Origin of the sequence: Kribbella sp. NBC_00359 (genome assembly GCF_036097425.1) — a bacterium.
GTDB lineage: Bacteria > Actinomycetota > Actinomycetes > Propionibacteriales > Kribbellaceae > Kribbella.
The window spans coordinates 3,206,668-3,232,768 of sequence record NZ_CP107975.1; the positions used below are offsets into that span (position 1 = coordinate 3,206,668).

General features: G+C 68.8%; 25 protein-coding genes. 13 read left to right on the forward strand and 12 right to left on the reverse strand.

The features are described 5' to 3' along the window. Window positions 1-158: 158 nt before the first annotated feature. From nhaA to OG876_RS15735, 4 genes are all read left to right on the forward strand, one after another. Window positions 159-2,045 (forward strand): Na+/H+ antiporter NhaA, encoded by a 1,887-nt coding sequence (nhaA, locus tag OG876_RS15720; protein ID WP_328525597.1) that lies wholly within the window; start codon window positions 159-161, stop codon window positions 2,043-2,045. Between the two features lie 89 nt (window positions 2,046-2,134). Beyond that, the gene (locus OG876_RS15725; protein ID WP_328525598.1) at window positions 2,135-2,602 is read left to right on the forward strand and encodes a rhodanese-like domain-containing protein; all 468 of its coding nucleotides are present in this window, start codon (window positions 2,135-2,137) and stop codon (window positions 2,600-2,602) included. Between the two features lie 141 nt (window positions 2,603-2,743). Further along, complete coding sequence (locus OG876_RS15730) at window positions 2,744-3,292, forward strand: hypothetical protein (RefSeq protein WP_328525599.1); 549 nt, start codon at window positions 2,744-2,746, stop codon at window positions 3,290-3,292. Window positions 3,293-3,621: 329 nt separating this feature from the next. Next, window positions 3,622-4,470 (forward strand): SAM-dependent methyltransferase, encoded by an 849-nt coding sequence (locus OG876_RS15735; protein ID WP_328525600.1) that lies wholly within the window; start codon window positions 3,622-3,624, stop codon window positions 4,468-4,470. A 12-nt stretch (window positions 4,471-4,482) separates the two neighbouring features. Here OG876_RS15735 and OG876_RS15740 read toward each other — a convergent pair whose 3' ends face one another. Genes OG876_RS15740 through OG876_RS15750 form a run of 3 tightly spaced genes read right to left on the reverse strand, consistent with a single transcriptional unit; the run spans window position 4,483 to window position 6,656 of the window. Beyond that, window positions 4,483-4,980, reverse strand: a complete 498-nt coding sequence (locus OG876_RS15740) for a tetratricopeptide repeat protein (RefSeq protein WP_328525601.1) — start codon at window positions 4,978-4,980, stop codon at window positions 4,483-4,485. Window positions 4,981-4,987: 7 nt separating this feature from the next. Then, window positions 4,988-5,353: a DUF1622 domain-containing protein gene (locus OG876_RS15745; protein WP_328525602.1), complete on the reverse strand. Its 366-nt coding sequence runs from the start codon at window positions 5,351-5,353 to the stop codon at window positions 4,988-4,990. 16 nt (window positions 5,354-5,369) lie between these two features. Continuing rightward, window positions 5,370-6,656 (reverse strand): FAD-binding oxidoreductase, encoded by a 1,287-nt coding sequence (locus OG876_RS15750; RefSeq protein ID WP_328525603.1) that lies wholly within the window; start codon window positions 6,654-6,656, stop codon window positions 5,370-5,372. 70 nt (window positions 6,657-6,726) lie between these two features. Between OG876_RS15750 and pdxR the strand changes: the two genes are divergently transcribed. Further along, on the forward strand, window positions 6,727-8,136 hold the full coding sequence (gene pdxR / locus OG876_RS15755; RefSeq protein ID WP_328525604.1) for a MocR-like pyridoxine biosynthesis transcription factor PdxR: 1,410 nt from the start codon (window positions 6,727-6,729) through the stop codon (window positions 8,134-8,136). Window positions 8,137-8,188: 52 nt separating this feature from the next. Then, complete coding sequence (locus tag OG876_RS15760) at window positions 8,189-8,932, forward strand: GNAT family N-acetyltransferase (RefSeq protein ID WP_328525605.1); 744 nt, start codon at window positions 8,189-8,191, stop codon at window positions 8,930-8,932. Here OG876_RS15760 and OG876_RS15765 read toward each other — a convergent pair. After that, window positions 8,922-9,611 (reverse strand): MBL fold metallo-hydrolase, encoded by a 690-nt coding sequence (locus OG876_RS15765; protein WP_328525606.1) that lies wholly within the window; start codon window positions 9,609-9,611, stop codon window positions 8,922-8,924. The genes OG876_RS15760 and OG876_RS15765 overlap by 11 nt on opposite strands. Before the next feature lie 365 nt (window positions 9,612-9,976). Here OG876_RS15765 and OG876_RS15770 point away from each other — a divergent pair, with 365 nt between their 5' ends. Both OG876_RS15770 and OG876_RS15775 read left to right on the forward strand, forming a co-directional pair. Continuing rightward, complete coding sequence (locus tag OG876_RS15770; RefSeq protein ID WP_328525607.1) at window positions 9,977-10,858, forward strand: LysR family transcriptional regulator; 882 nt, start codon at window positions 9,977-9,979, stop codon at window positions 10,856-10,858. Beyond that, window positions 10,855-11,727, forward strand: coding sequence for a serine hydrolase (locus tag OG876_RS15775; protein WP_328525608.1), 873 nt, complete (start codon window positions 10,855-10,857; stop codon window positions 11,725-11,727). The genes OG876_RS15770 and OG876_RS15775 overlap by 4 nt, the downstream gene beginning before the upstream one ends. Window positions 11,728-11,736: 9 nt before the next feature. Here OG876_RS15775 and OG876_RS15780 read toward each other — a convergent pair whose 3' ends face one another. After that, window positions 11,737-12,129 carry a RidA family protein gene (locus OG876_RS15780; protein ID WP_328525609.1) on the reverse strand — a complete coding sequence of 131 codons (393 nt, stop codon included), beginning with the start codon at window positions 12,127-12,129 and terminating at the stop codon, window positions 11,737-11,739. Window positions 12,130-12,229: 100 nt separating this feature from the next. On the opposite strand from OG876_RS15780, the gene OG876_RS15785 reads away from it, so the two are divergent. Next, on the forward strand, window positions 12,230-14,110 hold the full coding sequence (locus OG876_RS15785; protein ID WP_328525610.1) for a DUF6807 family protein: 1,881 nt from the start codon (window positions 12,230-12,232) through the stop codon (window positions 14,108-14,110). Here OG876_RS15785 and OG876_RS15790 read toward each other — a convergent pair. Further along, window positions 14,100-14,873, reverse strand: a complete 774-nt coding sequence (locus OG876_RS15790; protein ID WP_328525611.1) for a thiazole synthase — start codon at window positions 14,871-14,873, stop codon at window positions 14,100-14,102. The genes OG876_RS15785 and OG876_RS15790 overlap by 11 nt on opposite strands. Before the next feature lies 1 nt (window position 14,874). Beyond that, entirely contained in the window at window positions 14,875-15,081 is a 207-nt protein-coding gene (gene thiS / locus OG876_RS15795; protein WP_328525612.1) for a sulfur carrier protein ThiS, read from the reverse strand. A 200-nt stretch (window positions 15,082-15,281) separates the two neighbouring features. Here thiS and OG876_RS15800 point away from each other — a divergent pair, with 200 nt between their 5' ends. Next, window positions 15,282-16,202, forward strand: coding sequence for a hypothetical protein (locus tag OG876_RS15800; RefSeq protein WP_328525613.1), 921 nt, complete (start codon window positions 15,282-15,284; stop codon window positions 16,200-16,202). A gap of 6 nt (window positions 16,203-16,208) precedes the next feature. Here OG876_RS15800 and OG876_RS15805 read toward each other — a convergent pair whose 3' ends face one another. The 4 genes from OG876_RS15805 to OG876_RS15820 all read right to left on the reverse strand — a co-directional run bounded on the left by OG876_RS15805 (window position 16,209) and on the right by OG876_RS15820 (window position 19,472). Next, complete coding sequence (locus tag OG876_RS15805) at window positions 16,209-17,126, reverse strand: DUF5937 family protein (protein WP_328525614.1); 918 nt, start codon at window positions 17,124-17,126, stop codon at window positions 16,209-16,211. Between the two features lie 124 nt (window positions 17,127-17,250). Continuing rightward, window positions 17,251-17,601, reverse strand: coding sequence for a VOC family protein (locus tag OG876_RS15810; RefSeq protein WP_328525615.1), 351 nt, complete (start codon window positions 17,599-17,601; stop codon window positions 17,251-17,253). A gap of 81 nt (window positions 17,602-17,682) precedes the next feature. Beyond that, entirely contained in the window at window positions 17,683-18,627 is a 945-nt protein-coding gene (locus OG876_RS15815) for a cyclase family protein (RefSeq protein ID WP_328525616.1), read from the reverse strand. 62 nt (window positions 18,628-18,689) lie between these two features. Beyond that, complete coding sequence (locus tag OG876_RS15820) at window positions 18,690-19,472, reverse strand: SDR family NAD(P)-dependent oxidoreductase (protein WP_328525617.1); 783 nt, start codon at window positions 19,470-19,472, stop codon at window positions 18,690-18,692. Between OG876_RS15820 and OG876_RS15825 the strand changes: the two genes are divergently transcribed. After that, window positions 19,471-19,974: a TetR/AcrR family transcriptional regulator gene (locus tag OG876_RS15825; protein ID WP_328525618.1), complete on the forward strand. Its 504-nt coding sequence runs from the start codon at window positions 19,471-19,473 to the stop codon at window positions 19,972-19,974. The genes OG876_RS15820 and OG876_RS15825 overlap by 2 nt on opposite strands. A 48-nt stretch (window positions 19,975-20,022) precedes the next feature. Next, window positions 20,023-21,054: a glutaminase A gene (gene glsA, locus OG876_RS15830; RefSeq protein WP_328525619.1), complete on the forward strand. Its 1,032-nt coding sequence runs from the start codon at window positions 20,023-20,025 to the stop codon at window positions 21,052-21,054. Between the two features lie 226 nt (window positions 21,055-21,280). Here glsA and OG876_RS15835 read toward each other — a convergent pair whose 3' ends face one another. Further along, window positions 21,281-21,550: a hypothetical protein gene (locus tag OG876_RS15835; RefSeq protein WP_328525620.1), complete on the reverse strand. Its 270-nt coding sequence runs from the start codon at window positions 21,548-21,550 to the stop codon at window positions 21,281-21,283. Between the two features lie 201 nt (window positions 21,551-21,751). On the opposite strand from OG876_RS15835, the gene OG876_RS15840 reads away from it, so the two are divergent. Beyond that, the gene (locus OG876_RS15840) at window positions 21,752-25,984 is read left to right on the forward strand and encodes an nSTAND1 domain-containing NTPase (RefSeq protein ID WP_328525621.1); all 4,233 of its coding nucleotides are present in this window, start codon (window positions 21,752-21,754) and stop codon (window positions 25,982-25,984) included. The last annotated feature ends 117 nt before the right edge of the window (window positions 25,985-26,101 follow it).

The window sequence follows — 26,101 nt, forward strand, 5'->3', positions numbered from 1 at the left end:
GCTCGGACACAGGGGACTCCAGTCGTGCTCAAGCCATCGGGCACCCCGTGGCTGGAGTGATCCTCAGGACACATCATGCAGCCCACGAGCCCCGAACTGTTAGCCGGATCAGCACGGATTTTTCTGGGTCCTTCAACCCAGAACGTTAGAGTGATGCCATGACGGACTTCCCCGCGCTGCTGAGCGGCCGGACCAACTGGCGGCGGGAGTTCGCGGCACCGCTCCGGGCGTTCCTCAGGACCGAGGCGGGCAGCTCCGGCGTCCTCGCCGCGGCGATCGTGGTCGCACTCCTGTGGGCCAATGTCCTGCCAGGGATGTACGACGATTTCTGGCGGACCGACCTGTCGATCGGACTCGGCCACAACGTCCTGAGCCTGGACCTGCGGGAGTGGATCAACAGCGGCCTGATGACGCTGTTCTTCCTGGTGGTCGGCCTCGAAGCGCGCCGCGAGTTCGACCTCGGCGACCTGCGTGACCGCAGCCGGTTCGTGCTGCCGGTGCTGGCCGGCGTCGGCGGGATGGTCGCGCCGGTGCTCATCTACCTGGCCTTCAACGCCGGCGGCGCGGGCTCGCACGGCTGGGGTGTCGCGATGTCCACCGACACCGCGCTGGCGCTCGGCCTGCTCGCGCTGGTGGGTCGTGGGGTCCCGGACCGCGTTCGGGTGTTCCTGCTGACGGTGTTCGTGGTCGACGACCTGCTCGCGCTCGTCGTGATCGCCGTGGTCTACAGCGAGAACATCCAATTGATGCCGCTGGTGGCAGCCATCGGGGCGTTCGGCGTCGTCCTTGGCCTCGCCCTGTTCCACGTCCGCAAGGCCTGGGCGTACGTCGTACTCGGCGTGATCATGTGGGCCGCGTTGCTCAAGAGCGGTGTCGATCCCGTCGTCGCCGGACTCGCGATCGGGCTGACGGCCACGGCGTACTCACCTGGCCGGGAGGAGCTGGAGGAGGCGTCCGGGTTGTTCCGGCTGTTCCGCGAGCAGCCGACCCCCGAGCTGGCGCGCTCCGCGACGGTCGGGCTGACCGCGACGATCTCGCCGAACGAGCGGTTGCAGTATCTCTACCACCCGTGGACCAGCTACCTGATCGTCCCGCTGTTCGGCCTGGCCAACGCCGGTGTCACCATCGATGCCGCATTCCTCGGCCGCGCGTACGCGGCGCCGATCACGCTCGGCATCCTGATCGGCTACGTGGTCGGCAAGCCGGTCGCGGTGACGTCGGTGTCCTGGCTGCTGGATCGCGTCAGCCGGGGCCGGTTCCGGCCGACCGTCGGCTGGGCCGCGGTCGTCGGCAGCGGCACCATCGCCGGGATCGGCTTCACGGTTTCCTTGCTGATAGCAACGATCGCGTTCGAGGGGCCGCAGTTGGCGGAGGCGAAGGTCGGCCTGCTGTCGGCGGTGATCGTCGCCTCCGGGCTCACCTGGCTGGTGTTCCATGCGGCCAAGCTGCTCTCACCGCCGAAGAAGGCGCTGGCGTTGCTCGGCGACGCGGAGCAGTTGCTCGATCTGACCGACCCGGTCGATCCCGAGCGGGACCACATCCGCGGCCCGGAGACCGCGTCGGTGACCCTGGTGGAGTACGGCGACTTCGAGTGCCCGTACTGCGGGATGGCGGAGCCCATCCTCCGGGACGTGCTGCAGGACGACGATCTGCGGTTCGTCTGGCGGCATCTGCCGCTCAGCGACGTCCATCCCCGCGCGCAGATCGCCGCCGAGGTGTCCGAGGCGGCCGCCAAGCAGGGGGCGTTCTGGGGGATGCACGACCTGCTGCTCGCGAACCAGGACAAGCTGCAGCCGGCGGACCTGATCGGGTACGCCGAGCAACTCGGCCTGGACACCGCGAAGCTGCATGACGACGTGAAGCGGCACGTGGCGGCGGCGCGGGTCGCGCAGGACGTGGAGTCCGCGGACACCAGCGGCGTGTCCGGCACACCGACGTTCTTCGTCAACGGCCAACGGCACTACGGCGCGTACGACGTCGAGACGCTGAAGGCGGCGATCAAGACCGCCCGGGCCCGGGCCAAGATCAGCGCGCGGCGTGGCTGAATCTTGTAGTAGTAGGGCATTTCTGCCACTGTTGCGCAGTGCCGGTGATGCCTGACGCTGGTGGCTCCCTGATCACTAAGGAGCCAGCCATGACCGTTCAGACCTCGGCCGTTCTGCAGACCTCCGCCGCCGCACCGGAGGCCGCCGTCGCGCACTTCGCCGGCCGGCTGTCGTTCGAGGCGGATGTCTCGGACGTGGCCGCCGACATCGGGGCCGGCGTGACCGGGTGGGTCCTGGTCGACAGCCGCAGCCAGGAGAGCTGGGACCAGGGTCACGTACCGGGCGCGATCCACCTGCCGACCCGGGAGATCGCGGCCCGGGCGGCGTCCGCCGTACCGGCCGGCGTCACGGTGGTGACGTACTGCTGGGGGCCCGGCTGCAACGGTGCGACGAAGGCCGCGCTGGAGTTCGCCAGGCTGGGCTACCCGGTCAAGGAGATGATCGGCGGCTTCGAGTACTGGGCCCGTGAAGGTCTGCCGGTGGAGACGGCCGACGGGATCGACCGGCGCCTGCCCGATCCGCTCACCGCACCCCGTGGCGTCGCGTGCGCGTGCTGAAGTTGCAGTGTCTGTTGTCATCGCCGTCGGCGCTCACCCGCGCGGGATGAGGCGCAGTCCTGACGTGCCGTCCAGGGTGGGAGGTAAGAGACGGACGCCCTCGGGGTGCGCCGGAACGGGCCAGACGGAAGAGGTTTGAAGATGGCAATCGGACCAGTGCAGCTCATCGTGCTGGGGTTCTCACACCCTGAGTTCCACGGTGAGATCATCGCTGAGCTGGAGCGGCTGCGGGAGAGTGACACCGTTCGGGTGATCGACTCGCTGGCGGTCTACAAGAGCGCGGACGGAGAGATCGAGGTAGAGCACCTCAGCAACCTGACCGAGGCGGAGGCGATCGAGCTCGGTAGCAAGATCGGGGCGCTGATCGGCTTGGGCTTCGAGGGTGAAGAGGGCATGGAGGCCGGGGCGGAAGCCGGCGCCGAGGCCGTGGCCGAGCAGGGCGGGGTGAACGTGTTCGACGAGGAGGACGCCTGGGATGTGCTCGAGGACATCCCGAACGACTCCGCCGCGGCGCTCATCCTGCTGGAGCACAACTGGGCTGTGCCGCTGCGGGACGCGATCGCCCGGGCGGGCGGCTTCCGCATCAGTGACGGCTTCATCAGCCCGCTGGATCTGGTCGGACTCGGGCTGATGTCGGCCGAAGAGGCCAAGGAACTGCACGACATGGAGAAGGCGTCCGCCGCCAGTTGACCTGTCCAGCCGGCGTTCACGACGACCGGTGCTTTTCCACCACCAGGAGGAACCACATGTTCGGATCACGCAGGGTCGCACGCCGTACTGGGCGACGCACCGCGCGGCGGACCTCCCGCCGCAGGTAACGGATCACCACGGCGTTCGCCGGGATCACTGCCCCCACGCGCTCGTGCAACCGAGCGCGGCGGGGGCGTGCGTTCGCAGTGACTGCTGAAACGCCTGTAGCTCTTGAGGTTTTACACACCTTGAAACTCATCGTGCTGATCGGTTCACTGTCCGTGCGATAACCTCGTCGTAGTACGCGACGCCGACGGCGAGGAGACAGTGTGACGGGTCAGCCGAGCGATGACGGCGGGCTGATCGCCCAGGGGATCGACACGACCAAGCCCAGTGTCGCCCGGGTGTACGACTACTTCCTCGGCGGGAAGGACAACTACGAGTCCGACCGCGAGCTGTACCGGCAGATCATGAAGATCGCGCCGGAGGCGCCGGAGTGGGCCCGGGTGAACCGGAGCTGGCTCGGGCGGATGGTCGGCTGGCTGGCCGGTGCGGCCGGCGTGGAGCGGTTCGTGGACGCCGGCTCGGGGTTGCCGACGGCGCAGAACACCCACCAGATCGCCCAGGCGCAGAACCGTTCCGCCTCGGTGGTGTACATCGACCGTGACCCGTCGGTGGCCGCGCATGGGCGGGCCTTGCTGCTGGACAACGACCGCACGCACTTCGCCGCCGCCGATCTGACCCGGCCCGACGACGTGCTGGCCGACCCGGCCGTGAAGGCCATCCTGTCGGAGGGCCGGCCGGTCGCGCTGGTGATGGCGCTGATGCTGCACTACGTCGAGGACCTCGACGACGCCCGCGCGATCCTGCGGCAGTACGTCGACGCCCTACCCCCGGGGTCGTACTTGGCGATCAGCCACGCGTGCAATCCGCGCGACGGCGGCGCGATCGACCAGATGGCGACGGAGCTGACGGAGAAGGTCAAGGCCGCCTTCCCGACCCTGACGTTCCGGACCGTCGAGGAGATCGGCTCGCTGTTCGCCGGGCTGGAGCTCCTTGATCCAGGCGTGGTCCGTTTGGCCGAGTGGCACGCGCCCGGAGCGGAGGCGTCGGCCGAGGACGAGCAGCTGGCCGATGCCCGCGACGTCATCTACGGCGGCGTCGCCCGCAAAGTGTGAGCCGGCCGTCCCTCAGAGGTTGGCCAGGTAGTCGGCGTTACCGCGGATGGCGGCCTCGTACCGCTTGATCTCCGGGCTGTCCACCCGGTCGGCGATCACCAGCAGCAGCGTGGCCAGCGCCTTGTCCTTGTGACCGGCCGCGTGCAGGGTGAGCGACTTGAACACCCGCAGCGAGTCCGACTCCGGGAACTCGGCGCACGCCTTCTTGAACACGTCCAGCGACTCGTCGAACCGGTCGAGGTTGCGCAGGGTGCTGCCGTACTGCAGCAGGCACTTCCGGCGTATCTCCCCGGTCAGCTGGGGTAGCGCACGCTCGTAGTACCCGATCGCCTTCTCCTCCTGGCCATCGGTGTCGTACGAGCCGCCGACCTCGTAGAGCACGTACGGGTTGTCCGGGTGCTCGGTCAGCAGCTTCTCGAAGAAGTCGATGGTCGGCTGCATGTTGTCCCGATCCCGGCGCGCGAAGGCCGCCTCGATCGTCGCGGCCAACTCCGGAGTCAGTTCAGTCACAACACCATCATGCCGCGTCGGGCGGGGCCGGCTCGGACCGGCGTTGCTGCCACGGCCAGGCGCCGGAGATCTCCACCTCGAGGGCGAAGCTGAGGACGACCCGGATCAGCACGATCAGACCGAGGATCAGCACGTTCTGGAGCGAGGTGTCGACGATGATTGTGCGGATGATGTCGCCGACGATCAGGATCTCCAAGCCGAGCAGGATCACCCGCCCGAGGTTGACGCGGAGTTGCTGGTAGCTGCTCGTGCCCTTGCGGACGACGTCGTACAGGTAGCGGATCAGGACTGTGGCGAGGCCGATGGCCATGATGACCACGCCGGTGCCCTCGATCACGCGGGCCACATCGGCGAACAGCGACTCGAAGTCCACCCTCAACAGGTACCAGTCAGGCGGCGGTCTCCGCACTCGCCTCGCCGGGGCGGATGTTCTGGTTGAGGTGGAAGACGTTGGCCGGGTCGTACGCCGTTTTGAGCGCGGTCAGCCGGGCCAGCTTGGCCGGCGGGAACGCGCGGCTGATCGAGTCGCCGTTGAGCGTGTTCACGTAGGCCCCGTGCGCGTACGGCGCCAGCGCCGCGGCGTACTCGCGGAGTTGTGCGATCCGGCTCTCGTCCTCGGCCGGGTCGTCCCAGCGCGTCGCGGTGACGAACTCGAACAGCGTGTCCCGGTGGCTGAAGGCCGCGTCGTCATCGGGGACGTCGGCGATTGCGCCGCCGTACGCCTGCAGGCTGGCGGACACACCCGGCGTCCGGAGCAACGCACGGATCGCGTCGTCGGGCAGCGCCTTGAAGTAGTGGCCCTTCCAGTAGCGGCGGTACCGGTGACCCTGCGCGTTGTCGTCCCGGGTCTGCAGCTCGAGGTACGACGTCTCCTCGACAACCTCATCGCTGACCGGACCCAGCGCGCGGAACGCCGGCAGCAAGGCGTACCCGCCCTCGCCGACCCATACGTACCCGACGGTGATCGAGTCCGGCTTGATGCTTGCGGTGAACGTCGCCTCTCGCGGTGCGTTCGCGTTCAGCTCACGCCACCCGCGCAGTACCTCGAACCCCGCCGACGCCGGGTAGGTGAACTCGACGCTGAGCGCCCGCGTCCCCACCTGGTGCAGCCGGAACTCGAACGAGGTGACGATCCCGAAGTTCCCGCCACCACCGCGCAGCCCCCAGAACAGCTCCGGGTTCTCGTCGGCACTCGCCCGCACGACGGAGCCGTCCGCCGTCACCAGTTCGTACGACGCCACGTTGTCGCAGGCCAGACCGAATCGCCGGGCCAGCCACCCCATCCCACCGCCGAGCGTGAGCCCGCCGACGCCGGTGTGCGAGACGTTGCCCGCGGTCGTCGCGAGACCGTACTGCTGCGCGGCCTTGTCCAGCTCACCTAGCAGCGCGCCGCCCTGGACCCACGCCAGCTGCCGCTCGGGATCGACCCGGACCGCGTTCATCGGCGTGAGGTCGATCATCAGGCCGCCGTCCGGTACGGCGAGACCAGCGATGTTGTGGCCGCCGCAGCGGACCCCGATCTCGAGGCCGTTCGTCCGGGCGAACCGGACCGCGGCGGCCACGTCCTCGGTGCTCTCGCACCGGGCGATCACGGCGGGGCGGCGGTCGATCATCGCGTTCCAAACAGTCCGGGCCTCGTCGTACCCCTGGTCTCCGGAGCACAGCAGTGTGGTCATCGTTCTCTCTTCTCTGATCGGCTTGCTTCAACACTGACAGCGCTGCGGTACTCCGATAAGGTCCAGTTGTGTGAGCCGAATCAGTACCAGTTCGGGGCCTGGCGAGCTGCTGGTCGAGCTCCGGCGGGACACCGGCGTACCGCTGCACCAGCAGCTGGAGAGTGGGATCCGGACGCGGATCCGGGCCGGTCTGCTGCGCGCCGACACGGTGATGCCGTCGACCCGGGCGCTCGCGCAGGACCTCGGGCTGTCCCGTGGCGTCGTGGTCGAGGCCTATCAACAGCTGGTTGCCGAGGGATACCTGGTCAGTCGGGGCGGCGGCTACACGCAGGTCGCCGACATCGCCGTGGTCGAGCCTTCCGCGGTGAAGCCGTCGCCGAGCGGTCCGCCGCGGATCGACTTCCGCTACAGCCGGCCGGACGTCTCGCAGTTCCCGCGCGCCGCATGGCTCCGGTCGATCCGCCGGGTGCTGAACGAGACGCCGTACCGCAGCCTCGCCTACCTGGACGGTCGCGGCACCATCGAACTGCGGACGGCGCTCGCCGACTACCTGAACCGCGTCCGCGGTACGGCGGCCCGCCCGGAGAACATGCTGATCTGCAACGGGTTCGCCCAGGGATCGCGCTTGCTCCTGCAAGTCCTGGCCGCGCAGGGTTATCGACGGCTCGCGGTCGAGGACCCGTCGGACAACGACCTGCGTGACGTCGCGGCGGCGGCCGGTCTCGAGGCGGTCGGCGTACGGGTGCTGGAGTCGGGGATCGATGTCGACGCGCTCGAACGGTCAGGAGCTGACGTCGTACTGGTGACGGCGGCGCACCAGTTCCCCACCGGGGCGGTGGCGTCGGCCGAGACCCGGGCGGCGCTGGTGGCCTGGGCGGCTCGCGGCGATCGGCTTGTCTTCGAGGACGACTACGACGCGGAGTACCGGTACGACCGGGAGCCGATCGGGGCGATGCAGGGCCTTGCGCCAGATCGGGTCGCGTACGCCGGGACCGCGAGCAAGACCCTCGCACCCGGGTTGCGGCTGGGATGGTTGATCCTGCCGGCCCGGCTGGTCGAGCCGATGTCGCAGGCGAAGCTGATGGACGATCGGGGATCGCCGGTGTTCGATCAGCTGGCGTTCGCGGACTTCGTGGCCCGGGGTGAGTTCGACCGGCATCTGCGCCGGATGCGGCCGCGCTACCGCCTGCTGCGGGACACGCTGGTCCATCGGCTGGCGGCGCGGCTGCCGGAGTTCGAGCCGGTCGGGGTGTCCGCGGGGCTGCATGTGATGGCGTTGCTGCCACCGGATCTGGCCGAGGAGCCACTCCAGGCGGCTGCGCTCGAACGCGGTCTGGGGGTTTACGGACTGGCGCCGTACTGGGTGTCGGCCCCGGGGCCGGCCGGGCTGGTCTTCGGCTACGGCTCGCTCACCCCGAAGGAAGTTGTCGAGGGCATCGATCTGCTGGCGGACGTGATCGGTGTACTCCGAGGTGTATGAATAATTATGTAATCCGTTGCAATTTGATCCGCCTGCTTCTACTCTTGGGCGAGTGATCACCACAGCTCGCATGAACGGACTGATGAACCAAGGCTGGCCCGCCGCGGACAGCACCGAACTCGACGGCTGGCTGATCCGCCGCAACGCAGGTGTCACCCTCCGAGCGAACTCGGTGCTGCCCGCGGATGCGCCGTTCGATCTCGGAAAAGCCTTGGACTACGTGGAAAACCTGTACCAGGCGCACGGCATCACACCGTCCTTCCAGATCAGCTCGGCGGCCCGGCCCGCCGACCTCGACGCGCAGCTCGAGGCGCGTGGCTATGAGATCCGGACGCCGACACTCGTGCAGTGCGCCGAGGTCGCCGACATCCTCGCGAAGCTTCCCGAGCCGACGGTCGAGGTGAATATTTCCCCGGCGCCGGACGACAGCTGGACGGACTTCTGGTGGCGGGTCGACGGACACGGCGGACCGGACGAGCAGGCGACCGCCCGGCAAATCCTCCACCGCGGCCGGGCGCTGTACGCCGCCGTCCGGTCCGGCGACCAGATCACGGCGATCGGGCGGCTCGCGCTCGTCGACGACTGGTCGGGGTTGTACTGCCTCGCCGTCGACGAGCACCTGCGCCGGCAGGGACTGGCCCAGGCCGTCATCCACGGCTTGTTGCAGGCGGCAACGGTCCAGGGGATCGGCCGCGTCTGGCTGGCCGTGGTCGAGGCCAACGCACCGGCGCGCGCCCTCTACGACCGCCTCGGTTTCCAGACCGTCTCCTCGTATCACTACCGGGTCAGAGCGTGATCTTCTCCAGGTGATCCAGGAGGATGAACTCCGCGCCGGACTTCTCGGCCGAGGCGCGGAGTGGACCGAGATCGGTCCACGGAACGCCCGGCTCGTCGAGCGGCTTGTCGAAGTCGTCCCAGTGGGTCGCGCTGACCTTCCGCACCGGCTTGATGGTGTCGAACAGCCGGTCGGTGATGCCCGGTTCGCCGCCGGGCGCCGCGAACACGACGTCCACCTGCAGGTCGCGCAGTGCGTTCTGGTCGAAGTTCGCCGTACTGAGGCTGAGGATGCGCAGGCCGCCGATCGTGATCACGTACGCGAGCGTGCCGCCCTCCACCAGGTCCTCGATCACCCGCGGGCGTGGTGGCACGGACTCCAGGTGGTAGCCCGGCCACGCGTAGGTGTGCCGCTTCCCGCCGCAGGAGTGGAGGGACGGGAACACCTCGATGGTGAAGCCGTCGAAGGGCAGGTACTCGCCGCCGCGCACCGGTGACAGCAGGTCTTCCTGGGTGCGCATCGCGCGGAGCAGGTTGACGTGGGTCTGCGTGCCCAGGACTGTCGCCTGCGTCTTCTTCGCGACGTACGGTACGTCGGCCATGTGGTCGTAATGCGCGTGGTGGACGAGGATCGCGTCGGCCGTGCCGAGGTGGCGATCGATCACCTCGGGCTCGATCACCAGCTTGGTTGGGGTCCGCACCCTCCGGCGTGAACGTGCCGGTCTTGAAGCGGGTGAGCCACGGATCAGTCAGTACGACGCTCTTGCCGCAGCGCAGCTGCCACGCGTGGGTCCCGAACCAGGTCACCTCCACCGGGGTCCGCCCTCCCGCCACTTGAGTCCCGGCCTGTGTGTCTGCCGTGGCCGCCTCCTCGCGGGTCGCCGCACCGATCACGCCGGCCGCTCCGACCGCCGCCGCGCCCGTCAGCATGCCTCTGCGCTCACCTTCACCGTGTCTCCTCTCGCCGTACCGGAGCTTCAGTCAAGGTGAGGCCGTCGGACTCTGTCGAATATGCTCTTGCGCATGAACCGATTGGCTGGAGATATCAGCGCAGGTCAGCCGGGTCATGCTGACTGAGCGGCATCTGCAGATCTTCATCGCGCTGGCCGAGGAGCAGCACTTCGGCGACGCGGCCCGGGTGGTCGGCATCACCCAGCCGCCGCTGTCGCAAGGGCTGCGCCGGCTCGAGGCGCTGGTCGGGGCCAAGCTGTTCGAGCGCGGCCAGGGCCGGGTCGAGCTGACCTCGGCCGGCGCCGCGTTGTTGCCGTACGCGCGGCGTGCACTGAGCTCGATCGAGGAGCTGCACCAGGCCGCGGTCGGGCGTGATCCGGAGGGGCCGGAGATCCGGCTCGGCCTCGCGCCGGAGGTCCCGCCGTCGGCCGGCGCCGCGGTGGCGGCGGCTTGTGGTGCGGTGATCCCGGGCAGCCGGGTGACGGTGCTGTCCGCGCCGACCAGCTCGCTCGTAGCTCAGGTGTCCGCGGGCCGGCTGACGCTGGCCGCCGTACTGCATCCCGCCGTGCTCGACGGGTTGGAGGCCGGGCCGGTCACGCTGCTGCCGACCTGGGCGCTGGTGCCGACGTCGGCGATGGCCGATGACGGCTCGGAGCTGAAGTTGCGGCAGTTGGAGCGGCTGCCGATAGCCGTCCGGCCGCGGGCCGAGGCGCCGGCGGCACGGGATCTGTTCCTGGACACGCTCGCGTTGCACCGGCCCGACGGCGGGACCGTCGTGGTCACGGACGAACGGGCCGGACTGGCGATGGCGGCCGCGGGTCAGGTCGCGGTGGTGACGGCGGATCCGGCGCTCGCCGCCCCGGGGATCGGCCGGCACCGGCTCGTCGATGATCCGCTGCCGTTGCGGCTCCGGCTCGTCTGGTCCAGGACGCGTACGCCGTTCCTGCGCCCGGCGGACGTGATGGCGCAACTCACGGATGCGTTGGTGGCCTCGTGAGCGCCCGGATCCGCGCGGTCTTCGACGACGCCGGCGTTCGCGGCTGGTTGCATGCGGTCGCCCTCGATGCGCCCGAGTCGACGATCGAGGTGGATGCGGATCGCGTCGTACCGATGGCGTCTGTGTACAAGCTGCCGTTGCTCGCCGGGTTCTGCCGGCTGGTGGATCTGGGCGACGTCGATCCGCGCGAGCGGGTGACCCTGGACCCGTCGACGCGGACCGCCGGGCCGACTGGGCTGTCGTTGTTCGCGGACCCGGTGACGGTGTCGCTGCGGGACCTGGCGGTGTCGATGATGACGGTGTCGGACAACGCGTCGGCCGATGCGCTGCTCGATGTGGTCGGGTTGCGGAGGCTGGCCGGCTTGCTGGAATCCTTCGGCCTGCAACGGACCTGGGTACGACGAGGGACCGCGGGGAACCTGCGTGACCTGCAACGCCGGACCGGGCTCGACGATCCGGATGCGGCACTCGCCGTACTCGCGGACAACGACCGGACCGATCCGGCCGGGATCTACGAGGCGGCGAATGCGTCGGCGAGCACTCCGCGGGACCTGACGTCGCTGTTGCGGCGACTATGGGCGGGGGAGTTGCTGTCACCCGAGCAGACCGCGTTCGTGCAGGCGACGATGCATCGGCAGGTGTTCGGCCAGCGCTTGGCCTCCGGCTTCCCGCACGACGCGATTCGCGTCGCCGGGAAGACCGGGACGTTCGGAGCCCTCCGCCACGAGGTCGGGGTGGTCACCCTGCCCGACGGTGCCGCCTTCGCACTCGCGATCTTCACCCTGGCCGCGCGCGGCGATTTCCGGCAGCCACGCGTCGACGCCGCCATCGGCGAAGCCGCCCGCGTCGCGGTCGACCTCCTGCGCTGACCGCTTCGGTCAGTTGACGACCGCGTAGGCCTCGACTTCCAGGAGGGCGTCCGGGCTGAAGAGGGCTACGACCTGGACGGCTGTGCTGGCGGGTGGGTTGGTGGTGTCGACGTACGCGTCGCGGGCCGCGCGGATCGCGGGCAGGTAGGCGATGTCGGTGACGAAGAAGTTGAGTTTCACGACGTCGGCGAAGGTGGCGCCGGCTGCCGTCAGGCACGCGTCCAGGTTCGCGAACACCTGGCGCGCCTGCGCGGCCGGGTCACCCACCCCGACGATCGTCCCGTCGGCATCCAGTGCCACCTGCCCGGCGATCGCCACCCACTGCCCCGGCCCGGTCACGACATGGCTGTAACCGTTGCCCGGGGCAACACCATCGGGCCGCGGGAACGAGAGCTTGGTCAAGAGTTCCTCCCAGAGAGTCGTCGCCTCATCTTCTCCCGGTTGGCCGGGTAAATCGCGGACGGGGTTGAGAAACCGGTTTCCGTCGAGAGAAGATACCGTCGTGGGCCGGACACCGAAGGACTCGATCACGATCGCCGACGTCGCGCGGGCGGCGGAGGTGTCGCGGGCAACCGTGTCACGGGTGATGAACGGGCGTCTCTCCGTCGCGCCGGACATCGCCGAGCGGGTGCGGGCCGCCATCGACCGGCTGAACTACCGGCCCAGCGACCTGGCCCGCAGCCTGTCCCTCGGCCGGACGAACATGATCGCGCTGGTGGTGCCGGATCTCGGCAACCCGCTGTTCCAGCAGATCCTGCGCGGCATCACCAACGCTTCGGCCGCGGCCGGCTACCGCGTCCTGGTCGCCGAGACCGATGAGGACCCCAGCGCCGAGGCGGCCATCGCCGTGGAGGCCCGGCGGCGGTGCGACGCGCTGATCATGGTGTCGCCGCGGTTGCCGGAGGAGAGCCTGCTCGAACTGCTGCCGCAGGTGCAGCCGGTGATCCTGGTCAACCGGCAGGGCCCTCCGGAGGTCTCGTCCGTGGTCGTCGACTACGGCCGCGCGGTGCGGATCCTCGTGGATCACCTCGTCGGCCTGGGCCACCGGCGGCTGGCCTTCCTGTCCGGGCCGTCGGCGAGCGCGTCCAACACGGCCCGGCTGCGATCGCTCGAGGTGGCCGAGCGGGAGATCCCGGGGCTGGAGATCGTCCGGCTCGACTGCGGCTGGTCGATCGAGGACGGGTACGCCGCTGTCGAGCGGGTCCTCGAGTCGCACGTCACGGCCGTGGTCGCGTTCAACGATCTGGTGGCCTTCGGTTTGCTCGCGCGACTCAATGAAGTCGGCGTCGCCGTACCCGCGGACCTGTCGGTGACCGGGATGGACGACATCGGCTTGGCGCGGTTCGCCGTACCGTCGCTGACGACTGTGCGGGTGCCGCAGAAGGGCCTCGGGGAGTTGGCGTGGCGGCGGATGTACGCCACGATCACGGGGTCGGATGCCGAGGTGGACGGCGTACCCGAGCTGCGGCTGGCGGTGCGGGCGAGCACCGGGCCGGTGCCGCAGGCGCCGCGGCTGCAAGGGGATGCGCCGACCGGGCGCGTGGGTTGGCAGCGGCAGGGCGACATCTTCGAGCTCAGTAGCGATTCCGGCATGCTCGCGCGGTACGAGTTCGGGCGGCGGACGCCGGAGGTCCACTCGCCGCGGCCATATCTGAATCCGGTCCGGACGCTCGGCGGTCAACCGCTCACGGAGGCCGGCCCGGTCGACCACCGGCATCACTACGGCGTCTCGCTGGCGGTCGCCGGGGTCAACGGCACCTCCCACTGGGGCGGCCGGACCTTCGTCCGGGGCCAGGGCCCGACCCTGCTCACCAACCACGGCCAGCAACGCAGTCGCAGCGTAGCCGTCGACGACGATCACACCCTGCGCGACGAACTCACCTGGTACGACGAACAAGGCCGGCCGCAACTGGTCGAACGCCGACGACTCACGGGTTCACTGGCCGAGGGCGGCTGGCGGCTGGACTGGCAGAGCGTTCTCACCGCGCGCTACGGATCGATCCGCATCGACAGCCCGGCCACCACGGGCCGCCCGGACGCCGGGTACGGCGGCATCTTCTGGCGACTGCCGTCCGCCGAAACCACGACTGTCCTCAGCTCAGCCGGCGAAGGGGCCGATGCTGCCTTCGGCTCGCTGAGTCCGTGGCTCGCGTTCGTCCAGCGTCGCGCCGACATCATCACCACGTTGCTCCTCGTCCAGCCCGGCGACGTACGCCCGTGGTTCCTTCGCGCCACGGAGTACGTCGGTGCCGGTCCAGCGCTGGCGTGGGACAGCCCGCTGACCCTCCAGCCCAACCAAGACCTCGCCCTGTCCCTCACCGCGCTGCTGCTGGATCGCCCGGTCGACCTCGCCGAAGCTGCCGAACTGGCGGCTAGAACGTAGGCAGACCGGTCGTCGGCGAGGAGGCCAGGGCCGACTGCCAGCGGCGGGGGACGCGGCCGGCCAGGCGGGCGGCTCGGCCGGCGGAGACGGCGTCTCGCATGGCGGCGGCCATCAGGGCAGGCTTCTCGGCGCGGGTGACCGGGGTCGCGAGCATGACGGCGGCACAGCCGAGCTCCATCGCCAGCGCGGCGTCGCTCGCCGTACCGATGCCCGCGTCGACGATCACCGGAACGTTCGCGGCTTCGACGATGAGGGCGATGTTGTGCGGATTGCGGATGCCGAGCGCGGAACCGATCGGCGCCGCCAACGGCATCACCGCGGCACATCCGGCCTGCTCGAGCCGGCGCGCGAGAATCGGGTCGTCGTTGGTGTAGGGCAGCACCGTGAACCCGTCGGCCACCAGGGCGTCCACGGCGTCGAGCAACTCGATCGGATCGGGCAGCAGCAGGTGGTCGTCGGCGACGACCTCGACCTTGATCAGGTCGGTCTGCAACGCCTCCCGCGCGAGCTTCGCGGTCAGCACCGCCTCGGCGGCGGTGTGGCAACCTGCTGTGTTCGGCAGGACGTCGATGCCGTGCTTCTTGAGCACGTCGAGCACCGAGCCCTCGTGGCCGGTGCCGAGCCGGCGCATCGCGACCGTGGTCAGTTGGGTGCCGGAGGCAATCAATGCCTCCTCCATCACTTCCAGGTTGGCCGCACCGCCCGTGCCCATGATCAGGCGCGAGGTGTACGTCCGCCCGCCGAGCTCCAGTGGATCGTCCATGTCAGCCTCCTTGCACCGCGCTGACGATCTCGACCCGATCGCCCGCTCGCAGGGCGGTGGACGCCCATTCGGCCCTGGTGAGCACGTTCTGATTGATCGCGACCGCGATCCCGGTGGTGCGGTCCGAGTACTCGGCGATCAGGTCGGCCACGGACTTCCCCGGGGCGACGTCGGTCGCCGTACCGTTGACCCAGACAGCTTCCTGCATCGCTTCCTCCCTACGCCGGAATTACCCGATTCAGGTTCAGCGGTCGGCGACGGCCCAGTCACCCTCTCAGCCCACTCCTGCAAGCTCCCGCGGCGCTTTCGACTCTAGCTCACGTCTTCCCGCGACCGCCAACCCGTCCCGAAGGCAGTACGCCAACGCCGGAAACGGCTACCGTTTGTCTTGGGGGAAGGTGAGCAGAGATGGGGACGATCGATCGGGCTCACGGGGTCACAAGACTTGGCCTGCTGATCACCGCAGGCGTGGTCCTGGCTGCTCTGGCGGTGAGTGTTCTCGCGCTGAGAGCCGAGCTGTACGGCCCCGATCCGCCCGATGTCATCCCGACGATGTCCGAGCCGGCGACATCCGAGCCGGCGGCGACATCGGCGGCTCCGACCTCGCGGCCGAGTTCGACGCCCACCCAAGGGGAGACCGGGCCGCCGACGAGTCGGGAGCCGACGTCGCGCGAGCGGTACGAGCAGGCCGCACGGCGAGAGCTCGAGCAGGGTCTGGTCGCGTACAACCCGCCTGCTCAGGCACGGGTGCAGGAGGACTTCGAGGTCACGGTGCGGGTGCAGCGCGGCACCGTGACGGTGTCGCCGTCGCTGAGATCGCTGCCGGGCACGGCCCCGGTCATCATCGAGAAGCTTCCCGTCGGCACCTACATGCGGGCGGAGCTCCGGGGTTCGGGGCTCGACGTACAGCCGCTCAGCGACAAGTTCCAGCTCATCGACGGGGTGACCGAGTGGGCCTGGCGCGTGACACCGCAGACCGATGGTGTGCGGACTCTCCGTCTCACCCTGGTCGTGGAGCTGAACGACCTGCCCCTCAGCAGCCGTACCTTCGAGCGGGCGATCGCGGTCGACGTCGAGAAGCAGCCGCCGTGGTACAAGCGGGCGTGGGGGTTGCTCGATGTCGCCGGCGTGGTGACCGCGATTGTCATCGCCGCGATCCTGGGATCCGCCAAGCTGGCACGCGTGTGGTGGGTACGCCGGAAGGTTGACGAGGAGGCGGGCGGCGAGGACAGCGGCACGGCGGCCGACGCTCCGGATGTCTCCGCGCCGACGGCCACCGCCGACGGAAAGTCGACCGCCGCCGCCAACGGAAACCAGCCGAATCCGTGAGTAGTCTCAGTCGAGGTCCGATCCGGTGAGCAGGACGGCGAGCTCGGTCGGTCGGTAGAGCACCTGTTTGCCGGTGCGTTGCGCCTCGACCAGTCCGGTACGACGCAGCAGTTGCAGGTGCTGGCTCACGGCCGAGGGCGTCACCTTCAGCTCGCCGGCCAGGTCGGTCGTCGTCCGGGGATGCGTGAGCAGCTGCAGGATGTGGGCCCTCGGCGTACCGATCAACTGGGCCAGATCCCGTTGTGACGGCGGTTCGACGACGGACCACAGATTGGCCTGCCCGCGCGGCGGATACCCCAGCAGCGGCTCGGCCCCGATGTCGAACGGAATCACCGCATGCGGCCCGAACAACGTCGGCTGCAACACCAGCCCCCGCCCATCCACGCTCTCGGTCCGACTCGGATCGCTGACCCGATCGACTTTCAGCAGTCCGTCCTGATAACTGATGGCCGGCCCGAGTCCGTTCAGCATCGCCCCGGTCCCGTGCTGCGTGAGCACATGCCCGCGATAGCTGATGTCGGCCGACAGAATCGTCCGCATCCGATCCCAGTACGGCGCCATCGCCAACTGCCAGTACGCCCGCAGCGCGTCGACAACTCTGGCGGGACCATCAGCACCGGCAAGCTCGTCGGGAACCTCCTTGTTGACCGCGACGAACTGCCGCTCGAACGTCCCCCGATCCACCGCCCCGATGATCTCGAGCTCATCCTGGATCTGCGTCAACGGCGAGGTAGGCCGCGGCGTCAGGAAATCCGGACTCCCCATCGTGTCGTTGACCAACCACCGCAAAACCGACCAATCCACCTGCTCGACAACCGCCTGCACCCCCCGAACCCACCCCAACTGCAACGGAAACCGCCCCGCATCCCGCAACGCCCGCAACGACAAAACCATCTCCGCCACCGGCGAGATCGCGAATCGCACCTCCTCAAGGTCTCGCGAGCTCAGCCGATAGGTCAGCACGCCAGTCCCTTCGTCGATGTAGCTCGATCCTAAATCGACTCGGGTGTGTCCGTGGATCTGGACCTTCGGCCAAGCTGGCCTGCTGCTAGCCGTTCGCGGCGACTCCGACCTTCTGGCCGTGGACGTCGGCGAAGACGCCGAAGCTGGTGCCCGGCACCTGTTGGGTCGGCTGGATGATCTTGCCACCGAGCTCTTCCGCCTTCTGCAGGGTCGCGGTCACATCGTCGACCGCGACGAAGAACAGAACTTCGTCATCGGCGCCTTGACGTGGGCCGATCGCCACATAGGGGCCGGCTTCGCTGCCGGTGTCGATGAACGTGTAGCCGGGGAAGCCGCCTTCGGACGCGACCTTCCAGCCGAAGAGGTCCGCGAAGAACTTGCGCGTGACGTCGGGGTCCTCGGACCGGATCTCGGTGTGAACAACTGGATGGGACATCAGATCTCCTCAGGTTGTGGGTCTCTTCGCGACCCGTGGTGCTTACCTGACGATCACCGCACCCCAGAATCGACAGCCGCCTCAGAACACTGCAACCGGGTTGCCGGCGCTGGAGGTGGCACCGACCATCCGCCACGGCAGCGCGGCGAAGAAGAACTCCCACCGGTTCTCCACCTGGCAGACCTTGGCGAGTTCGGTCAGTTGCATGTTGTCGATCAGCCACAGACCGAGCGCGACGAGACCCACTGTGTGGATCGGGCGCAGGAAGTCGAGCCCGAACCCGGACGGCTGCGCATCCTGGACGCCGTCGTTGCCGAGAACGGCGACATCACGCTCGCGCAAGTACGGCAGGCAACTGGCGTGCAGACCCGCTTGCCGGGCGCCGGGTCCGACTGCGTCCGGTCCTTCGGTCAGGATCGCGGCGACGTTGTCCGTGTGCACCAGGAGCGCGTCGCCCGGTCGCGCCCGTACGCCTTGCCGTGCCTCGGCCGCCTCCAGCTCGTCCGGTGTGACCGCATGGCCCCGTTCGAGCCACTCGACCTCGTGGAGTGCCGCGATGTCGAGCAGGACACCACGGGTGATGAACCCGGCTTCGGCGTGATGGACCGACAGCGACTTGGCCCCGAAGCGCGACGTGGTGTCCGATTCCGGAAAGCCGTTGTAATTCTTGCCTTCCCACGAGTAGTGGGCCAGGCCGTCGACATGTGTATTCGATCCGTGGGCGGAGATTCCGACGTACTCCGTGACTGCGTCGAACCGGAGCGCCTTGCCGTCGAAGTGGTCGGCGACCTCATGCAGACCGGTGAACCGCTGCACCAGGGCGATGCCCGAACCGAGCGCATCGGGTGCTTCGGGGTCGATGTCGCGCGAGAGGGAGAGCGTCCGGCCGGATCGGATCAGCGATGCTGCGGCGACACGGACGTCGTCGGTGATCAGGTTCAGGGTGCCCAGGCGGTCGTCGTCTCCCCAACGGCCCCAGTTCGACAGTGATGTCAGGTACTGCTCGACTTCGGCTTCGGTGACCATGATTCGTCCTCATTCCTTGTGGTCCCTGATCGGGGACATGGTCGTTCCTTTCTTCTCTTCGGTCAGCCGGTCTGGGCCATGCCGCCGTCGGCGAAGAGTTCGACACCGGTGATGAAGCTCGAGGCCCGGCTGGAGAGGAAGACCGCCGCGGTGCCGAGTTCGCGCGGCTGTGCGAGCCGGCCGAGCGGGTTCCCTTCCCCCATCTCGGTGACAAGGGCATCGACCGCGTCGGGGCCGGAGGCATCGGCGAGGGCCGAGCGCAGGGACGGCGTGTCCACCGCTCCGGGGCTCAGCACATTGATGCGGATGCCGGTTCCCTTGACCTCCTGGATCCACGCTCGCACCATGTTCCGCAGCGCGGCCTTGGCTCCGCCGTACAGGCTCATGCCGGTCGGCGGCTGGATCGAGGCGGTCGATCCGATCACCACGATGGTGCCGCCGTCCTTCATCAGGTTGATGGCCGGCTGAACGGTGAACAGCACGCCCTTGACGTTCACGCCGAACACGAAGTCGAACTGCTTCTCCGTGATGGACCGGACGCCGTTGCTGTCGCCGGCGCCGACGTTCGCAACGACCGCGTCGAGACGGCCGTGGGTGGCGACGATGTCGTCGTACATCGTCTGCATCTGCTCGAGATTCGTGACGTCGACGACCACGGTGGTGACCTCCGGGCCGAGTGCGGCGCCGGCTTCCTTCAGTGTCGTTTCGTTGATGTCGGCAACGATCACGGTCGCGCCGTAGGCGACGAACTCCTCGGCGATGCCGAGGCCGACTCCCTGGGCGCCGCCGGTGATCACGGCGACCTTGCCGTCGAGCCGCATGTGATCGGCGGGCTGTGCTGACATGGCTGGACTCCTCGAGTTGGGTGCGATCCGTGCATGCGACGGCATCGGCCAGGGCACGCTGTACCGTCACTTCCCCACCCGAGAGGCGCTCGTCCTCGAGGTCCACCGCCACGACGTGGCCGACCTCGTCGACGCGGCCCCCACCCTGGTCGCCGAGCACCCACCGCGGGAGGCCTTACGCCTCTGGCTGGACCGCCTGGCGTCGTACGGCCAAATCAAACGAGGCCTGGCCGGCGCCTTCCACACCGCCACCCACAGGCAGTTGGCCGGCGAGGGCTACGGGCCGGTCATCGACGCGATCACCACACTCCTGGACGCCTGCAAGCAGGATGGCGCCGTACGCAAAGACGTCGAGGCCGAGGAGGTACTTCTCCTCGTGGGCTTCCTCTGGCGCATTGACCCCGACGACAACTGGTCCACCAGAACAACCCGAATGCTCGACCTGGTCATGAATGGCCTGGCCCCCAATCACAGCAGGGTGGACGCACCGCGTCGTGCATAGACCGGCCGCCACGGAATCGCCTCTGTCGTAGGCTGCTTGGAGTCGACGATGAGTAGGGATCTCATGACCAAGCTTTCCATGCACGAGAGCCTCCCGTTCGACGAGGCGACGGCGCCCTCGCTCGTGTCTACCGGCGAGCTTCCACAGGCTGACCAGGTCAGGGATGTCGTCACCGAGGCGTACGAGCGCTATCGGTCGAACGGCGACGGGGCCGTCGCGAACTACATCCCCGCGCTGGCGAGCGCATCGCCTGGACTGTTCGGGATCTGCGTGGTCGGGGCCAGGGGCCGGTCCTTCGAGATCGGTGACGTGGAGACGGCGTTCTCGATCCAGAGCGTCTCCAAGCCCTTCGTCTTCGCGCTGGTCTGCGAGGCGATCGGGTATGAGGCGGCACGACATCGGCTGGGCGTCAACAGCACGGGATTCCCGTTCAACTCGCTGATGGCCGTCGAGTTGAATGACGAGCGGACGATGAACCCGTTGGTCAACGCGGGTGCGATCGCGACCACCAGCCTCGTTCCTGGCGACACGGCGGAGGAGAAGTGGGAGAGGATCCGCGACGGGCTTTCCCGCTTCGCCGGCCGCGAGCTCACCTTGAGCGACGATGTCTACAGGTCCGAGTCGGCCACCAATATGCGCAACCAGGGCATCGCCCATCTCCTGGACAGCTACGAGCGGCTCTACTTCGACCCCGACGAGGCCACCGACGTCTACACCCGGCAGTGCTCCCTCGACGTGACCGCCCACGACCTCGCGGTCATGGCTGCCACGCTGGCCAACGGCGGAGTGAATCCGATGACAGGCGAGCGAGTCATTGTCGCGGGGGTGTGCCGACGGGTGCTGGCCGTGATGGCCACCGCCGGTCTGTACGAACTGTCCGGGGACTGGCTGTACGAGATCGGGATGCCCGGCAAGAGCGGCGTCAGTGGCGGCATCGTGACCGTGTCGCCCGGCAAGGGCGGCCTGGCGACCTTCTCACCCCCGCTCGACGCCGCCGGAAACAGCGTCCGCGGCCAACTCGTCACGAAGTACCTCGCCGAGCGCCTCGGCCTAAACCTCTTCGCCTCCGAACCCACATAAGCCAACCAGCCAACAACGGGATGGTCCACACCACCTGGGGCCGTGCTTGTTGGAGTTTCCCTCGACGGTGATCGTTTCATTGCCTATGGCAAACTACTTCGCTGAATCAGTTCGGTCGACCCTTCAGTCGGCGGCTGACCGCGCGCTCGACCTCCCGGGTGGCTACAGCGCGTGTCACCAGGGGTCAGAATCGAGCACTTGTATCAGGCTTGGTCTCCGCCAAGGGTCACGCGGCGTGCTCCGCGAAGCGGTCGCGGCGGTGCTGGACCCCGAACGCGATACCCAGACTCGCCCCACTCAGCGCGATACCGCCCAGGGCACCGAGAGCCACCGAGCTCAGGTCCACTGTGCCGTCCGCTGCGGTGGGCGTGGCGCTGTACTCGATGGATCCGCCACGCGGCTCGGGAGGCTCTGAAGCCATCGCCGGCGCGGCGACTGTCATGAAGGCGACGCTGACTGCCGCCCCCGCGGCCACCCGGGTGAGCCGGCTGGTCATGGATTGCTTCCTCGTGCGTCCTGCGGTGGTGAGCATCGCTGCCTCTCCTGCTCGAGCGGGGTCCGCCGTGGTTGGCGGTCCGGTTGCGCTTCGAGTTGCTGGAACCGTTGTCCCGCCCGCAGGTATCGAGCCGCCCGCGACCGGTATCGCCGTGGTATCGCCGCCATTGACGGCGGTTGTGTACAGGTCGAGAGTCGAGGTGTGGGTATCGCCGTTCTCGGCCCGCTCACGATCGAGGGGGAACACAAGGTTCTCGGACGACGTGATCGCGTCGTACTCGCGGCTCTGGTCGTCCACCCGGGGGATGTGGTCAGCGCAGAGGTGCTGGCGGACGTGTTGTGGGGTGAGCAACTGCCGCCGTCGTGGGCCAAGATCGTGCAGGGGTGCGTGGTCCGGCTGCGCAAGCTGCTGGGCATTCATGCGATCGAGACCACCGCGCTGGGCTATCGGCTGGTCGTGCCGTTGGACGAGATCGACGCGCAGCGCTTCGAGCGTGCCGTGTCTCGGGCGCACGACCTGCTCGCCGCCGATGACGCGGAGCGGTCGGCGCTTGTGCTGGCGGACGCGTTGGCGTTGTGGCGGGGCCGGCCGCTGACCGATATCGACGGATGGGACGCCGCGCGGGTCGAGGCGGCCAGGCTGACCGAGCTCCTGTACACAGCCGAGGAGTTGTACGTCGAGTCCGCCCTGCGGGCAGGCCAGCACGACAGGGTCCTGGCGAAGGCGCAGGCGTTGGTGGCTGAGGCCCCGTTGCGCGAACGTCGGTGGGCGCTGCTGGCCACCGCGCAGTACCAGTCCGGCCGTCAAGGTGAGTCGCTGCGCACGCTCCGCCAGCTCGGCTCGGTGCTTGATCGTGAACTCGGCCTGGATCCAGGACCGGAGATCGCCGCCTTGGAGCAGGCGATCCTGCGGCAGGATCCGGCGCTGGTCGTGGAGAGCGCGCTGCCCGAGCCGAGCGCGATGTGCCCGTACCGGGGACTCAAGCCGTACGACGTCGACGACGCGGAGGTGTTCTTCGGGCGGAATGCCGACATCGCCGCGTGTCTGCGACGGCTGGCCGACAGCTCGGTCCTCGCCGTCGTCGGGCCGTCAGGGTGCGGCAAGTCCTCGCTGGTCCGCGCAGGCGTCACCGCCGCCCTGCGCCGCGACGGGGTGCGGGTCGTCGTGATCACCCCCGGCGTGCACCCAGTCGCTGCGCTGGCCGACGCGATGCCGCGGTCAGGCCCGACGCCGGCGCTGCTGGTCGACCAGTGCGAGGAGGTCTTCTCGCTGTGCCAGGACACCGCGGAGCGCGACGCGTTTCTCGGCGCGCTGGCCAAGCACCAGACTGCGGCGCCGCTGATCCTGTCGTTCCGGGCCGATCGGCTGGCCGACATCTCGTCCCATTCTGGGTTCGCGCGGGCCGTGGAGCAGGGCCTGTACCTGCTCGCCGCAATGGCTGAGGCCGACCTCCACGCCGCGATCGAGGAACCGGCCCGGCTCGCGTCGCTCGTGGTGGAGCCAGGTCTGGTGGACCTGCTGGTGAACGAAGTGGCCGACCAGCCCGGTGCGCTGCCGCTGATGTCGCACGCGCTGGCCGAGACGTGGCAACGTCGCGAGGGCCGGACCCTGACCGTCGCGGGCTACAACGCCTCGGGTGGGATCCGCGGCGCGGTCGCCCAGTCCGCCGAGGCGGTCTACGAACGGATCCCGCCTCAGCGTCGCACGGTGCTGCGCGACCTGCTGCTGCGGCTGATCACCCCCGGCCCGGACGACGAGCCGGTCCGCAGCCGGCTGCCGCGGCGCCTGGTCGTCACCGGACCGGACAACGAGGCGATGATCGACCTTCTGGTCGGCGCGCGGCTGGTCACCAGCGACGACGGCATTGTCGAGCTCGCGCACGAGTCACTCGCCCGCGCCTGGCCCCGGCTGCGCGGCTGGCTGGATGACGACCTGGAGGGCCAGCGGATCTTGCACCACCTGACCGTCGCCGCGGACTCCTGGGACGGTCTCGGTCGTCCCGACAGTGAGCTCTACCGCGGCGTCCGCCTCGCCAAGGCCCTGGACTGGCAGCAAGACACCAACCCGACGCTGACCGACACCGAACGCGACTTCCTCGCGGCCGGCCGCCGCCTGTCCGAGGCCGAGCTCCACGCGGCCGAAGACATCGCCCGACACCAGATCCGGGTCAACCGCCGCCTCCGCACCGCCCTCACCACCGCCGCGTTCCTGCTCGTCGGCGCACTCATCGCAGGCTTCGTCGCCGTCCGCCAAGCCGAGCGCGCCGACCAGGAAGCGGCCGCCGCCGAGCAAGCGGCGGTGGCCGCGGATGCCGGCAAGGCCGGTGCGAAGGCCGTCGTACAAGACGACATCGGCAAGTCGATGCTGCTCGCCGTGGCCGGCCTCCGGCTCGACGACACCCCCGAGTCCAGGGACAACCTGCTCGCCGTACTTGCCAAGAACTCGCAGCTGATCCGGTCGTTCGAGACCGAGAGGCTGGACGTCGGCGGCCTCGACGTCAGTCCTGACGGCAGGAATGTCGTTGTGCACGACTGGACCGGCACGGCCGTGCTGTACGACCTGACGACCGGCAAGCGGACGGCTGAGCACCGACCCGAAAGCCAACCGGGCCAGGAACCCGAGGACGGGTGGGGAGCAGTCTTCAGTCCAGACGGCCGTCATCTGGCCATAGGCATGCCCTCGCCGACGACTCAGCCGGTGCTGCTGCTCGATCCGAAGACGCTGGAACCGGTAGCGGATTCGCAGCAACTACCACGCTCCGGGCTACCGGCACGCGCGACGCATGTCAGCTACAGCAAGGACGGGAACTCGCTCACAGCCATGCTGCACTCGTACCGCAACGGGACACCGACCGATGGGACCACAGTGCTCGTCTGGGACGTCCGACCGGGCGGCCCACCGAAGGTACGCATGACCCTGCAACTGTCAGACCTCGCGGGAAACGGCGGGCTGGTGATGAGCCCGGACGGGAGCCAGTTGTACACGAGCAGACCGCTGAGTGCCTACGACGTCCCGACAGGGACGCTGCGCTACTCGCGACCGGAGCTGAAGTACGGCGGCGTCGACGTCACCCCGGACGGCTCGACGCTTGCCATCGGCGGCTTCCTCGCCGGCTCGAACCTAGACCCCGGCCAGGTGCTGCTGGTCGATGCAGCGACCGGACTTCGCGAACGCCCGCTGCGGCGACACGACGAGGCAATTACCGCAGTGCGCTACTCACACCGCGGAACCCTGCTGGTGACCACTACAGCCGAGCTGCAGGCGACCGTGTGGGACGTGAGAACCGGCCGCGCAGTGGAGGACATCAATGTCGGCCAGGCGGGCGTCAGGGGCGTCGGCTTCAGTCCGGACGACGCGACCCTCTACGTGGCCAACGAAGGAGCCCTGCGCAGCTACGACCTCGAGGGCCGGCGCAGATACATCGCGCACCTCATCCCTCCAACCGGCGGCGACTACGGCTGCATCAGTCCGGCCCCCGGCGGCAAGACCACCTACCGTCAGGGCCCCTCCGGGATCTCGTTCAAGGACGTCGAAACGCACAATGCCACCAGGCCGGTCCCGCTCCCCGGGAACTGGTGGGAGACTGACACCGGCAACTGCGTCGCCTGGCACCCCACCGGGGCACGAGCGGCGACGATGAAGTCGGACGTGCTCAGCGTGTGGAACGCGCGAACAGGTGAGCTCATCGCCAGCCGCCCGGTGGTAGGCAGTCGAGTCTCGGACTTCCACTATGCCGGGCGAGACGGCAGCCGGCTTGCCATCGGCCAGGTGTCCGGAGTGGCCACGCTGCTGGACGCCGAAACCCTCGAAGTGGTGGGCACACCCGTCCAGCTCAACGGCTCGATCAACTGGTTGTCAGCCGGCCCCGACGGCCACAGCGCCGCGGTACTCACCGGCGACACCATCGCGGACGGGGTCAAGTCCACGGGTTGGGCACTGCTGGATCTCGAGTCGGGTGAGGCGATCCGCTCGGGCCGGCTGCCGGTAGCCGACCCCGAGGTCGTCGCACTCTCCCCGGACGGACGACATATCGCGGTCACGAGCGCGCAGGGCGAGGTACTCGTGCTCGACACCGCGCCAGGCGCAGCGCCAGGACGACCCGTGAAGGTCAAACGTGGTGCGAACAGTCTCGCGTTCTCAGCCGACGGTTCCCTCCTGGTGGCGCCCGGTGACGGCACGGTGAACTTGTACGACGGCTCCACAGGCGCTCCACTTGGCTCCGTTGTTGTCCCGAACCGGACAGTCGTCACGGCGGACTTCCGGCCCGACGGCCACACCGTGGTCATTGCGTCCTACGACGATGCGATTTACACCTGGGACACCCGCCTCGAGCACACCATCGAGTACGCCTGCCGAACAGCCGGCCGCGACCTGACCGTCGAGGAATGGCGCGAGAACTTCGGCGGCCGGCCCTACCGCAAGACCTGTCCCTGACAACACCACAACGAGGCAGAGCCGCCGCTCGGCAGCTGGCCGGCACATGGGTTGCTGGCACAACTGGCTGAAGGCGGTCGGCTCGCCCACATTTTCCACGCGCCAGGGAAGTCCGGG

Excerpts from the sequence above, each read along its gene's own strand:
- OG876_RS15810 (WP_328525615.1), bottom strand. The coding sequence starts at position 17,601 with ATGTCCCATCCAGTTGTTCACACCGAGATCCGGTCCGAGGACCCCGAC.
- OG876_RS15820 (WP_328525617.1), bottom strand. The coding sequence starts at position 19,472 with ATGTCAGCACAGCCCGCCGATCACATGCGGCTCGACGGCAAGGTCGCC.
- OG876_RS15730 (WP_328525599.1), top strand. The coding sequence starts at position 2,744 with ATGGCAATCGGACCAGTGCAGCTCATCGTGCTGGGGTTCTCACACCCT.
- OG876_RS15825 (WP_328525618.1), top strand. The coding sequence starts at position 19,471 with ATGGCTGGACTCCTCGAGTTGGGTGCGATCCGTGCATGCGACGGCATC.
- OG876_RS15725 (WP_328525598.1), top strand. The coding sequence starts at position 2,135 with ATGACCGTTCAGACCTCGGCCGTTCTGCAGACCTCCGCCGCCGCACCG.
- nhaA (WP_328525597.1), top strand. The coding sequence starts at position 159 with ATGACGGACTTCCCCGCGCTGCTGAGCGGCCGGACCAACTGGCGGCGG.
- OG876_RS15835 (WP_328525620.1), bottom strand. The coding sequence starts at position 21,550 with ATGACCAGCCGGCTCACCCGGGTGGCCGCGGGGGCGGCAGTCAGCGTC.
- OG876_RS15815 (WP_328525616.1), bottom strand. The coding sequence starts at position 18,627 with ATGGTCACCGAAGCCGAAGTCGAGCAGTACCTGACATCACTGTCGAAC.
- OG876_RS15750 (WP_328525603.1), bottom strand. The coding sequence starts at position 6,656 with ATGACCACACTGCTGTGCTCCGGAGACCAGGGGTACGACGAGGCCCGG.
- OG876_RS15790 (WP_328525611.1), bottom strand. The coding sequence starts at position 14,873 with ATGGACGATCCACTGGAGCTCGGCGGGCGGACGTACACCTCGCGCCTG.
- glsA (WP_328525619.1), top strand. The coding sequence starts at position 20,023 with ATGAGTAGGGATCTCATGACCAAGCTTTCCATGCACGAGAGCCTCCCG.
- OG876_RS15800 (WP_328525613.1), top strand. The coding sequence starts at position 15,282 with ATGGGGACGATCGATCGGGCTCACGGGGTCACAAGACTTGGCCTGCTG.
- OG876_RS15770 (WP_328525607.1), top strand. The coding sequence starts at position 9,977 with ATGCTGACTGAGCGGCATCTGCAGATCTTCATCGCGCTGGCCGAGGAG.
- thiS (WP_328525612.1), bottom strand. The coding sequence starts at position 15,081 with ATGCAGGAAGCTGTCTGGGTCAACGGTACGGCGACCGACGTCGCCCCG.